Source organism: Actinotignum sanguinis (assembly GCF_003957255.1).
Lineage (GTDB): Bacteria > Actinomycetota > Actinomycetes > Actinomycetales > Actinomycetaceae > Actinotignum > Actinotignum sanguinis.
In genome coordinates, this window is record NZ_QDIE01000002.1 from 76,271 (window position 1) to 88,441 (window position 12,171).

The 12,171-nt window shown below is 62.6% G+C and carries 10 protein-coding genes; 2 read left to right on the forward strand and 8 right to left on the reverse strand.

From position 1 onward, the window contains the following. Positions 1-3: 3 nt before the first annotated feature. From DDD64_RS00995 to DDD64_RS01025, 7 genes are all read right to left on the reverse strand, one after another. Positions 4-1,608: a UDP-N-acetylmuramoyl-L-alanyl-D-glutamate--2,6-diaminopimelate ligase gene (locus DDD64_RS00995; RefSeq protein ID WP_126134625.1), complete on the reverse strand. Its 1,605-nt coding sequence runs from the start codon at positions 1,606-1,608 to the stop codon at positions 4-6. Further along, a complete protein-coding gene (locus DDD64_RS01000) occupies positions 1,608-3,461 on the reverse strand; it encodes a peptidoglycan D,D-transpeptidase FtsI family protein (RefSeq protein ID WP_126134626.1) in 1,854 nt (617 codons plus the stop codon). The genes DDD64_RS00995 and DDD64_RS01000 overlap by 1 nt, the downstream gene beginning before the upstream one ends. A 16-nt stretch (positions 3,462-3,477) precedes the next feature. After that, complete coding sequence (gene ftsL, locus DDD64_RS09240; RefSeq protein WP_016442540.1) at positions 3,478-3,867, reverse strand: cell division protein FtsL; 390 nt, start codon at positions 3,865-3,867, stop codon at positions 3,478-3,480. Beyond that, on the reverse strand, positions 3,864-4,850 hold the full coding sequence (rsmH, locus tag DDD64_RS01010; RefSeq protein ID WP_126134627.1) for a 16S rRNA (cytosine(1402)-N(4))-methyltransferase RsmH: 987 nt from the start codon (positions 4,848-4,850) through the stop codon (positions 3,864-3,866). Before rsmH ends, ftsL begins: the two co-directional genes overlap by 4 nt. 112 nt (positions 4,851-4,962) lie before the next feature. Continuing rightward, complete coding sequence (mraZ, locus tag DDD64_RS01015) at positions 4,963-5,394, reverse strand: division/cell wall cluster transcriptional repressor MraZ (RefSeq protein ID WP_126134628.1); 432 nt, start codon at positions 5,392-5,394, stop codon at positions 4,963-4,965. Positions 5,395-5,738: 344 nt separating this feature from the next. Then, positions 5,739-6,146, reverse strand: coding sequence for a DUF3040 domain-containing protein (locus DDD64_RS01020; RefSeq protein WP_126134629.1), 408 nt, complete (start codon positions 6,144-6,146; stop codon positions 5,739-5,741). A gap of 69 nt (positions 6,147-6,215) precedes the next feature. Then, complete coding sequence (locus tag DDD64_RS01025) at positions 6,216-7,568, reverse strand: DNA polymerase IV (RefSeq protein ID WP_126134630.1); 1,353 nt, start codon at positions 7,566-7,568, stop codon at positions 6,216-6,218. Between the two features lie 83 nt (positions 7,569-7,651). On the opposite strand from DDD64_RS01025, the gene DDD64_RS01030 reads away from it, so the two are divergent. Then, positions 7,652-8,485, forward strand: a complete 834-nt coding sequence (locus DDD64_RS01030; protein WP_320755697.1) for a spermidine synthase — start codon at positions 7,652-7,654, stop codon at positions 8,483-8,485. Here DDD64_RS01030 and DDD64_RS01035 read toward each other — a convergent pair. Further along, positions 8,482-9,615: a PAC2 family protein gene (locus tag DDD64_RS01035; RefSeq protein ID WP_164545861.1), complete on the reverse strand. Its 1,134-nt coding sequence runs from the start codon at positions 9,613-9,615 to the stop codon at positions 8,482-8,484. The two genes, DDD64_RS01030 and DDD64_RS01035, sit on opposite strands and share 4 nt — an antisense overlap. Before the next feature lie 267 nt (positions 9,616-9,882). Here DDD64_RS01035 and DDD64_RS01040 point away from each other — a divergent pair, with 267 nt between their 5' ends. Then, positions 9,883-12,156 (forward strand): HelD family protein, encoded by a 2,274-nt coding sequence (locus tag DDD64_RS01040; RefSeq protein ID WP_126134632.1) that lies wholly within the window; start codon positions 9,883-9,885, stop codon positions 12,154-12,156. Positions 12,157-12,171: the final 15 nt, after the last annotated feature.

Genomic DNA, 12,171 nt, shown 5'->3' on the forward strand with positions numbered 1-12,171 from the left:
GAATCATTGCGTGTCTTTCTGTTCTTGCGTGTTTTTGTTGAGGGCGCCACGGCGAGCTCGGTCAGCTAGCGCCGCCCGTGCTACTTCTCGGTCGTCCAGCGGAATGTTACGCCCCCCGGCCACCGGTTGATAAGTTTCGTGCCCGCGCCCGGCCAGCAGCACGGTGTCCTCCGGTGTCGCCTCAAGAATAGCGGTGCGCATGGCGGTGGTCCGATCAGCGATGTCCACGATACGGGCCGAGCTGTGCGCGCTGCGGGCTCCTTCCAGGAGTGCGGCTCGAATGGGAGCAGGATCTTCGTCGTGCGGATCATCGTCCGTAATGTAAACAACATCGGCCAGTTCGGCTACTGCCCGCCCCATCTCGGGACGTTTGTCCACATCGCGTTCCCCGGCGCTTCCGGTTACGACGATGAGCTCACCGGAGGTGGTGGGACGCAGCGCGTTCATGGCCAGACGCAACGCCGCGGTATTATGTGCAAAATCGACGACGACGCGCGGCGCGCTGCCCACTATTTCCATGCGGCCGGGAACTTGTGGGGTGAGCCCGGCCCCTACCACAGCACCGACGGCGCCCCTGTCTGCCCCGCTTTCCAGCACCATGGCGACCGCGAGCGCGGTATTGGCGATATTGAAATCTCCGGGTAGGCCGGTGCGCACCGTCATTTCCCACCCGTTGCTATGGGCCAGGGTAAAGGAGGTAACGGGGCCACGTTCGATATCGCGTACCTGGTACCCGCAGCGGCCACCAAGCCCGGAGAACACCGCGAGGGCCACGGTGGGAACCTCGGTTTCCCCAGCCAGGCGCCGGCCCCAGTCATCATCAACGGTGATAACCGCCTTCCGCGAACAGGCCGGCGTGAAGAGGCTGCGTTTAGCTTGATAGTAGTTTTCCATGGTGTGGTGGTAGTCGAGATGATCCCGAGTGAGATTGGTAAATCCTGCCACGCTGAAAACCACGGGGCTGGTACGGTGCTGGGCCAGCGCGTGGGAGGAAACTTCCATGGAAACATCCGTCCCGCCCCGTTCGACGAGGAGTGCTAGCAGCGCCTGGAGATCCGCGGGCATGGGCGTGGTCAAACGCGCTGGGGTGCACAAGTCCGCAATTTTTGTTTCCACGGTTCCTACCAGCCCGGTGGTGCGGTCCAGCGCGGTGAGCAAGCCGTCCAGGAGGTACGTGGTCGTTGTTTTACCGTTGGTGCCGGTCACCGCGAAGCTACGCAAGCGCTCGGCCGGGTTTCCGTAGATGCGTGCCGCAATGGCACCCAGGTGCGCGGCCGGATCCTCCATAACCACTAGCGGAAGATCCAGGCCAGCCTGCCTGATAAGAACGGCGCCGGTCGCATCGGTGAGGATGGCGCGGGCGCCCCGCTGCACCGCCTGGCTAGCAAAGCGCGCCCCGTGAGCGTGGGCACCAGGTAGCGCGGCGAAGAGTGCGCCGTCGTGCACCGCGCGCGAATCTGCGGTTACGGAGGTGACGGTGGTACCGGGGGCGCTGCTCGGATCCGTATCGTCAGCGTGCACGTCTCCCGCGAAAACGTGCACGTCCACGCCCGGAATCTCATTGAGCGCGACCGGGCGCACCTGTGGAAGAGGGAATTCGTCACTCACTAGTTGCCTACCTCAGATGAGAACCACGGATATTTAAAAAGCGGAACGGTGCTGGGCGGCACGCCTAGGTGCCGCATCGCAAAGGGCGCGAAGTTCGCGAAAACAGGCACCGCGGTGTCACCACCGTATCCGGCCCCGGCCCCGCCGTAGACCGCGATTGCCACCGCAATTTGCGGGTCTTCGGCCGGGATGGTCGCAATAAAGGTACCTACACGCCGGGTGAGGTTTCCGTTGGCGTCCGGAACCTGGGCGGTACCTGTTTTGCCGGCCACGTTGTAACCAGGAACTTTCCCGCGCCACCCGGTGGATTGGTTATTGGTGACCGCTTGCATCATATTCATCATGGTGCCCGCGGATTCCTCGCTCATAACACGGTGGCTTTCCCCCGGAACGGTGGGGGTGGTGCGCCCGCTGGCATCGGTGGTGGAGTCCACAACATGGAGGGGTATATACACTCCCCCGTTGGCGATGGTGGCCCCGATCTGCCCGAGTTGCACCGTGGTAGCTGCCCACCCCTGCCCGAACATGGTGGTGTAGCGATCACGCTGACCCCACTGCTCCGGCGGACGCAAAATGCCACCCGATTCAGCCGGCAGTTCTATCCCGGTGGGGCTTCCCAACCCGTAGCTTCGCATATAGTCATAGCGCACGTTATCGTCCACCGTGTCACCGATCTGAACGAGTCCGGTGTTATAGGACTGCGCGAGAATCCCTGCCACCGTCATCCCCTGGGTGGGATGCGGGTCATTATCGGAAATACTTTCGCCATTGGGCATGGTGATGGTGTCCGGCACCGTGAACTGGGTGAGCGGAGTGACGGTGCCGGTATCAATAGCTGCGGTGAAGGTGGGGAGCTTGCCTGAAGATCCCGGCTCGACCGGTGCCTGCACGGCACGCGAACCCCAAGAATCCGGACTCGCTTCCTGGAGGCGCGAAGGATCGGGAGCGTGGGAATCGGCAAGGGCGAGCACGCGCCCCGTCCCCACTTCAATAACAACGGCTGCGCCCCAATCCGCGGCATTGGCATCCACCGAGGCGTCGAGGGACTCCATGAGTGCGTTTTGCAAGTCGCGGTCGATTGTCAATTTCACGTTCGCACCGTTAACCGGATCCACGCGCTCGGTTTTTCCGTTCGGTACGACGGCGCCGCCTCCGGCGGTTTGCACCGTCAAGCGCCCATCCGTGCCAGAAAGGGCATCGTTAAACGTGCGCTCAATTCCGGCTTGCCCGGTGGGAACCGGGTTTTCCGCTGTTTCCCCCACGTAGCCGAGGACGTTTCCAGCCACCGATCCATTGGGGTATTCGCGTTTCATAAACTGTTCGGGTTCGATACCCGGAATTCCTAAGGCGTTGATTTCCCGCCATTTTTCGGGGGAAATATCGCGGGCAATATACACAAAGGTTGATTTTTTCTCACCGCCCAGGAGAGTGCCTCCTAATTCCGCTCGATCCACGCCGAGCAGGGGCGCGAGCACTTTCGCAGCTTCTGCTGCCCCAGTGCCTTCCACGATGAGCTGGTCATTGGCATCCAGGACGTAGTCCCCGTTGTCATCAGTTTTGTAGTGCTGGTAGGAACCGATGAGATTCTGGTTGACGCCCACGTTGTAGCGTTCCACAGAGGTCGCCAAAACCGCCCCGTTGGTGTCCACGATATCGCCACGTTTGGCCTGCAAAGTGTAGGTACGGGTACGGAACGCGTCCGCTGAAGCAGCCAAGGCATCGGCACGAATAAACTGCAAATCGATGAGCCGTACCCCGAGGATCCCCAGCGCGAAGAAGAAGATAATCGCCATGGTGCGCACGCGCCGTACGTGCGGCTGCGCGGCCTTCCAGCGGCGGGCTAGTTCCTTCATGCGCTCTTCCTTCGTGTCACTCCCCCGGAATCGGAGCAAGAATCGTAGCGGACCCCAGGTCCATATGCTGAACGTCCGTGGCGGGGACGAGGCCGAGGGCCTGCGCGCGTTCCTTGAGACCTTGCGGAGTGGAGGCCCCCACGACTTCATCCGTGAGGGTGGACTCCACCGATTGCGCGACCGCCAGCTCCTGCTTGACGGAGCGGATTTCGTACGCCGTGCCTACCATACGCGTATTAAGTGCAAAAACTGTGGCAAACGCGCCGAAGAAGAGTGCCAGGCATATGATTACGGTCCCGAGAAAGCCACGGTGCGCCGCCGGAGTGGGGATAAGCGTGAGTTCGGGACGCCCCGAGATCACGGGACGGGTACGCGGCGCTGCAACAGCGTGGGGCTGTGCGCTCATAGCTGACCTCCGGGACGGATTTTCTCGGCAGCGCGTAAACGAACGGACGCGGACCGGGAGTTGCGGGTGATTTCTTCTTCGTTAGCTCGGATAGCTCCTCGGGTGAGGAGCTCCAACCAAGGTTTATGTTCTTCAAGTTCAACGGGCAGTCCCCTGGGTGCCCGGGAGGTGGCCCCGGCGGCAAAAGCCCGTTTCACCAGCCGATCTTCCAGGGATTGATAAGCTTCGACGACGATGCGCCCTCCCACCCGCAAACTGGCGAGCGCTGCCGGCAACGCCCGCTCGAGTGTTCCGAGTTCGTCATTCACCGCAATGCGCAGTGCCTGGAAGGTGCGCTTGGCGGGGTTCCCCCCGGTGCGCCGCGCCGGGGCTGGGATGGAAGAACGTACGATATCCACCAATTCGCCGGTACGGAGCAACGGGGCACTGGCGCGCCGTTGCACAACGGCGGTGGCGATACGGTGGGCGAATTTTTCCTCCCCGTACTCGCGCAAAATCCGGGTGAGCTCGCGTACCGATTCTTCCGCGAGGATATCCGCGGCGGTGCGCCCGACCTGGGCATTCATACGCATATCAAGCGGGGCGTCATGCGAGTAGGAGAACCCGCGCTCAGTTTCATCCAATTGCAGGGAGGACACTCCCAAATCCATGAGGATTCCATCTACGAGGCGATTGCCCGCTGCCGCGGCCACGTCGTCGTACGTGGTTTGGACGGGGCGGAACCGTTTGCCGAAACGGGCCAAGCGCTCCCCCGCCAAGGCAATGGCGGCAGGGTCGCGGTCGATTCCGATAACAGTGAGGTTTTCAAAACGCTCAAGGAAAGCTTCGGTGTGTCCGCCCATCCCGAGCGTGCAGTCAATGAGGACAGGAGCGGGAACCTGGAAGGCGGGGGCGAGGAGTTCGATGCAGGTGTCCACGAGCACCGGGGCATGCAGCGCGTTCCCAGCGGCGCGCGGCGCGCCCGAGGTGCGTGCTGTCTCCATTCTGTGCCCTTCTCATTGCGGCGCCCGCGATAGTGATCCCCCGCGAGTGATCTGAAGCTGGGGAAGTGCCTCAGAGCTCTCGCGAAAGACCGCCACCGCGATCACGCGATTCCTAGAAGAGGCCGGGGATGACCTCTTCCTCCCTATCGGCGAAAGCCGATTCTTGATCCTCCAGATAGGCCGCCCACGCGGCGCTATCCCAGATTTCGACTCGGTTGCCCGTGCCGATAACCGCGAGGTCGCGATCCAGACCCGCGTACGTGCGCAACATTGCCGGAATGGTGATTCGCCCCTGTTTATCAGGGATGTCATCCACGGCGCCGGAGAGCAGCACGCGGGTATATGACCGCGCCTCTTTAGACGTCAAGGGGGCTTTAGCCAGGGTCTGCTGCAATTCCACAAAATCCGCGAGCGGAAAAACGTAGATGCAGTGTTCCTGACCGCGCGTCATCACCAGCCCGCCCTGGAGCTGATCACGAAATTTGGCGGGCAGAATAATTCGACCTTTGTCGTCCAATTTGGGCTCATACGTGCCGAGGAACATCTACCGCACCCCCTCCCGTGGCGCTTGCCTCCACTTTACTCCACTTTCCTCCACCAGTTTGCCATGACGGGGGTATGTCGCGCTAGTGATTCTCAGAAAAGCCCGCGATCACAGGGGAAAACTGAGTGGAGTGCACGTGGAGTGTGGTGGGGTATTCAGGGGTGAGGAATGCCAGATCCATATGCGAGGCACTCCGTGGAGCAGAATGGTCAGTGGAGCGAGGGCACTCTCACCCAGTTGCGCCGTCGTACCTCAGAAAAAGAAAACGGTGAGAGGATCGATATCCTCTCACCGTTACGGGTGCTGAGTTTGAGTTACCGGCCGAACCGGTGCGGCACGCGAATCTAGTGATCGCCGCGGCGGCGCTTTTCCCAAATTTCTTGCTGGCGCTGCATAAAGGACGATACTCCGCGCGGCCCCGCCGAACTCGGGGATGCCGCGCCGCCGGCAGGTACCGCGACTTTCTCCGTATGTACGCCCGCGAGCGCGTACCACACCGAGGCAAACATAATGATGACACCGAGCAAACCGAGCCACCACATCTTCGGTGCAGAAATCCCACCGATCAGAATGGCGATGCCCGCGACCAGCCCGAGAATCCCCAGTACGAGATTGCGCACGGACAGCTGCCGACTGATGGCTTCTACTTCCGGAGCAGCGGGCTTCATATTACGCGCGAAGCTGGGATCCTCGTTGGTGAGCTGCGCTTCCAGCTCAGCGAGCATCTTCTTCTCGTAGTCCGATAGGGCCACTGTGCCTCCTTGTTACTGTACTGCTGCCAGTCTACCGTGCCCCGTGGGCCAGCGTCACGATATGTTGTGTCACGATACACCGTTTCTGCGCCCTGCGCGCCCACCGGGTGCGACGTCGCCGCGCCCCGTTCCACCATGCCCCGTTCCACCATGCCCCGTTCCGGCGCCTCCCGCCCCATCACCATCGCCCGCCCCATCGCCGTGGCCCGTACCCGGCACCCGCAAAAGACTTGCCGGCCCGAGTGCCCCCGCCCCGAAACGCGAACGCACCGCATCCATAGCGCTTTCGGCTTCGCCGCGGCGCGGATCATCGTCGAAAGCGAGCTGCTGGAAACCGCCCTGCTCGCTCAGGTTTTCCACCCGCAGGCCCAGGAGCCGCAAGCCGGCGGCGGGGATCTCCACCCCGTCCAACAGCTCGCGGGCGCGTTCGTAAATCTCTGCAGCAACCTGGGTGGCTTGCGGCAGCGTTGCCGACCGGGTGATGGTGGTGAAGTCCGGGAACCGTACCTTAATCGCCACGGTGCGCCCGACCAGGTCTTTTGCGCGTAGTCGGGTGGCGGTGTCATGAGCCTGAGAAAGCAGAATCCGGTGGAGTTCGCCCCGGTCAGCCAGGGGGTCGAAAAAAGTTTCTTCGCGTCCGATGGATTTTTCCTCGCGGCTCGGGGTGACGGGGCGCGGATCGACGCCGCTGGCCAGCTGGAAGAGGTGCTCCCCTGCCGCGGTTCCAACCAGGCGGCGGAGCTGATCAGGGCCGGCTGCGGCGACGTCGCCCACCGTTTCGATCCCGTGCAAACGCAAACGCTCCTCGGTACGCCCGCCCACACCCCACAGCGCCCCGGCCGGTAAGTCGTGCAAAAACTCGAGGGTGGCCGCGGCGGGGATAAGGAGAAGCCCGTCTGGTTTGGCGTGCGCGGAGGCAATTTTGGCCACGTGTTTAGTAGCGGCGATCCCCACGGAAGCCGGCACCCCAACCTCAGCGCGGATCCGGGCGCGCAGCTGTTGGCCGATATGAACGGGAGAGCCGAAAAGCCGGCGCGCTCCCCCGACATCCAGAAAAGCTTCGTCCACGGAGAGCTGCTCAACCAGCGGGGTAACCTCCCGCAAAATCGCCATGATTTTTTCCGATACCGCGCGGTAAAGCTCCAGGCGCGGGGCCAGCATAATGAGATTCGGACAGCGCCGCCGTGCCTGCCCCACCGGCATCGCGGAATTCACCCCGAAAGCGCGTGCCTCGTAGGAGGCAGCGGCTACGACACCACGTTCCTGGCCGCCCACCGCGACGGGACACCCGCGCAGCTCCGGATGGTCGAGAAGCTCCACGGATACGAAAAAAGCATCCATATCGATGTGGAGGATGGGAGTACGCGAATCGTCATCACCCCAGGAATGGCGGGCAGCACGTGAGCGCGGTGCGCGTGACATAAGCCCTCCGTTTCCTAGGTTGCCCTCTGCTTCGTGTCCTCAGTTTCCCCTCGCTCGAGCCTGCTCTCCGTTAGGCTGGAGCTGTGAGTGTGCCTACCGAACCCGTGCGAACTGATTACGCCCTCGCCGAACTAGATCGACGCTCGGATCGCCCGTCCCTCGTGACGCTCTACTTGGACGGAGTGGAATCATCCGCCCTGGACCTCGACGATCCCACCTATCTTGAATTCGAGTATATGCAACAGTTTAGGTGCATTCTCGAAGCCATGTACCCCAAGCGCCAGCCGCTGCGGGTACTCCACCTGGGGGCGGCCGGATGCGCTTTTCCGCGCGCCCTGGATGCCGCGCGGCCCGGCTCACGCCAGCTAGCGGCGGAAATCGACGGCAAACTCGCCACCTACGCACGCGAGTGGTTCGATCTGCCACCTTCCCCGCGCTTGCGTATCCGGGTGCAGGATGCGCGCGTCACCCTGGACACCACAGCGGCGCGCTGGGACGTGGTCGTGCGCGATGCTTTTGCTGACCGTGATGTTCCGCCCCATTTACGTACCGGCGACGCCGCTGCGCGGGTCGCCCAGGTTTTGCAACCAGACGGCGTGTATCTCCTCAACTCAGTGGCTTCGACCGGCTTGACCCGCTTCGCGAATGAATCACGGGCCCTCCTCGAGCATTTCGAGCATGTGCTAGCGATTATGGATCCGGCGGTGCTGCGCGGGCGCCGCTTCGGAAATATTGTATTGGCTGCCTCGCAGCGGGAATTCGCTTTCGCGCAGATCGAGCGGCTGGTACGGCGCCTCCCACTCCCCGCGCGCATGGTGGGGCGGGCGGATTTACGCCGGCGGGCTCGCGGCGCCGTTCTCGAGCGGGATACCGATATCGGCTACTTGCCCGCTAGCACTCCCCTACCCGACGATTAGTCCGCGGCGTGCCGGCCGCGCGGCCGTTCGGTGCTCGGGTTGCCCTCCGGCTCGGGACGCTGGTCGCCCCGATCACGCTCGGTGCCGGTACGAGGCTCCGAACCGCCGGCGTGCGCCTCGGTGCCGGAATGTTGCCCGTTACTGGCATGTTGCCAAGCAGCTCGCATATTTTCCAGACGTTCCGTCATCTGCGCCTGCTCGTTATCAGCGTGCTCCTTGCGCTTGACCATCGAAGCATCCACTCGCGCAAGGAAACTTTCCGCCGCACGCCCGATTTCATCGGTGCTGGGGACAGTGAGAGTATGCTGCGGGGCTTGGATAAGACCCGGATGGCCCTCCGCCCGATCATATTCGGTTTCCAGGGCCGCAACGATTTCCGCGAGCTGCTCATTGTGTTCGGTGAGCTGGGCGAGCTGCTCAGATTCTTCGGCGGCGCTGGCTTCCAAATCTCCGAGCGGCAGGCTCAACCCGGCCGTTTTTGCGAGCATGGACAGCGCGCTAGCGGCCCCGGCCGCGTAATGATGCCCCGCTATATACATAGGGACGCGCACCGTTACGGAGAAGGTCGCCACGCCCATTTGACCGAGACTGTATTCCAAAAAATCCGAGAAAGAAGCCGGGTACCACACATCGGCTTCGAGCGCGGGAGCCACCGGTTCTGAATTGCGGGTGCGGATGAGCATATCGGGCTGGCGGGTGTGGGGTAGCGCCCCGGCCACCGACCCGGCTCGGTAGAGGTGCTTGACCCCGAGCTGCGCGAAAACTGCCATGAACTCGGAGTTCAGCCCCTGCCAGCAAAAATCAGGTTCGGTACCGAGCAGGAGCAAAAAAGAGGTGCCTTCAATATCTTTCGCGTGGAACAACCCGAGCGCCGGGATAGCGATATCTTCCAAAGCACCATTGAGGTAGTGCACCCGCGGACGCTGCGCTCGGTAATCGACCAGCCCGTCCACATGTATATCGGCCACCGGGCTGAGGTCCAGAGTATAGAGCTGGGAGGCAATGAGTTCGGATACCGAACCAATGTCATTGATGGGATCGGTGAGATGAACGACGACGCTATCGAAACGCTCCCCGTTCGCCCAGGCATCCTCATGTTCACCCTCACAGGGGTAGACGAAATAGTTCACCGCGCTCCTCCTCCCTCTCCAGCTCGCTAGCTTCCCTTCCAGCCTAGACTACCGGCCTGGCCGGGTGTGCCAGGCGCCGTCGTACCGCTCCAACAGCAATCGTGACAACGAGACGTAACCGAACACGGTTCCGGTATTCGCCACCGGCTGATCACTGTCGTTCCTGTCACCGCACTATAGCGCGCCCGGGCGTTTTCCGTCATAATTGATTGTTACTTTTTTCCAGGACACCACCCGATTATTTTCGGTCATCAGGAGGAGCCGCTCGTGGTCAACGATCCTCACAGCGCGCGCGAGGACGCGATACGGGAAGAACAGCTTTTCGTGGATACTGCGTATCACGCGCTTGATCGCCAACGCGAGGCCTACGCCCAGCGCCTGGCTGCCGTGCGCAGCCAGAGCGGTCAGGAAAGCGCCGGTGAGATGACCGAGCGGGATTCTTTCGCCACCCATTACGAAGATAATCTCACCCGTTTGCGGCGGGTTGAAAACCGGCTGGTTCTCGGGCGGCTCGATACTCGCGACGGTGAAACCGATCATATCGGACGAATCGGTTTGAAAGACGAAGCCGGAGAGATCTTGCTCCTGGACTGGCGTGCCCCGCAATCGGAACCCTTTTATCGCGCCACCGCTGCCCATCCGGGGAAAGTACGGCGCCGCCGCCATATTCAGACCCGCCTACGCACGGTTACCGGGGTGGAAGATGAGCTTCTTGATTCCTCCCGTGCCTCCTCGGATCTCAATCTGACGGGTGAGGGCGCCCTCATGGCGGCGATGAATGCCGCGCGCGACGGGAAAATGAACGATATCGTCGCGACGATTCAGGCCGAACAGGACAGTATTATTCGCGCCGATTCCAATAATGTGCTGGTTGTTCAGGGCGGGCCCGGCACCGGGAAAACAGCGGTGGCTCTCCACCGCGCGGCCTATCTGCTCTATACCCACCGCGAGCGGCTGGCGCGCTCCGGGGTTCTTATTGTGGGTCCCTCGCCGGTCTTTTTGCGCTATATCGATCAGGTGTTGCCTTCGCTGGGAGAATCGGATGTTGTGTCGACGACGATTGCCGGGCTGGTGCCCGGGGTGACGGTAAGCGCCGTCGATACTGCCTCGGCTGCGGAGATTAAGGGGCGCCTTGTTTGGCGCACCATCGCCCCGCGGGCGGTGCGTACCCTCCTCGAGCGCCCGCTACGTAAGACCGTGCGGATGCGCATCAGCGGGGTTGATGTGCGCCTGACTCCGCAGGATGTAGACAACGCGCAGCGGCGGGCCCGCCGGACCGGTAAACGCCATAATGAGGCCCGTGATACCTACGCGAAGTACCTCGTGGATGTTTTAGCGCGCCAGGTGGCCGAGGGCCAGGACGTGGAGCTCTCGGAAAATCCGTGGATTATTGCCGATGTGGCAGAGAGCATTGATGCGCGCCGGGAAATCAATCTGCGCTGGATGCCGTCCTCCGCGGTGGCGCTGCTGGAGCGCCTACTCACCAAACCGCATCTTCTTGCCGAGGTGGCGCCCGAACTCAGCGCTGCGGAACGAGCCGCGCTGCAGCGCCCGGCCGGGCACGGTATGACTATCGCCGATATTGCCCTCATTGATGAATTCGCTGAAGTTCTCGGGCCTTTTGCCACCGATGCGGAGCGCCACGCCCGGGCGGCGCGCGACGCGGCCGAACGCAATCGCCTGAGCTATGCCGGAGAAACAATGGAGGCGCTGGGCGTGGGCGGCGGAATTGTGAGCGCGGAACTGCTGGCTGAGCGCATGGGTGGGCGCGGGGACGGCAGCTCACTAGCCGAACGTGCTGCCGCGGATCGGACCTGGACCTATGGGCACGTCGTGGTCGATGAGGCCCAGGAGCTCTCCCCTATGCAGTGGGAAATGCTTATTCGGCGTAATCCCTCCCGCTCCATGACGGTGGTCGGTGACCTTGACCAGCGCCCGGATGGTTCGCCGCGGGCCGGCTGGGAAGGGCTGGTGGGGCGCTTGGTTGATCGGGTACGCGTGGAAGAACTCACGGTGTCCTACCGAACTCCCGCCGTTATTTTGGATACGGCCGGGGCGGTGCAGCGCGCCGCCGGGGTTATGGTGCGCCCCGTGCGTGCAGCTCGTACCGAGGGCGGCGCCGTGGAGATCGCCCCGCGCTGCGCGCCCGGAACTCTTACCACGGGCGCTATTGAGGCGACGGCGCACGTGTGCGAACGTTTGGACAGGCGCTATGGCCATGCCGGGACCCTCGGCGTGATCGTGCCGGAGGCCCGAGTAGCCCCGGTGGCGCAAGCAATCGCAACGGCTCCGGAACTGGCCGAGTGGACTGTAGATGTCACCGGTCGTGATGTCACGGCCCGGATCCAGGTTCTCACGGCGGTGCAGTCCAAGGGCTTGGAATTTGACGCTGTTGTGTTACTGGAGCCATGCGAGATTTTGGCCGAAGGCCCGGGAAATATTTACGTGGCGATGACGCGCCCCACCCAGCTTCTCTCCGTGGTTTCCGAGGGCGATCTTCCGGACGGGCTCACCGCGAGCGCGGCGGGTGTTGGTTCCTAAAATCGAACACTCCTT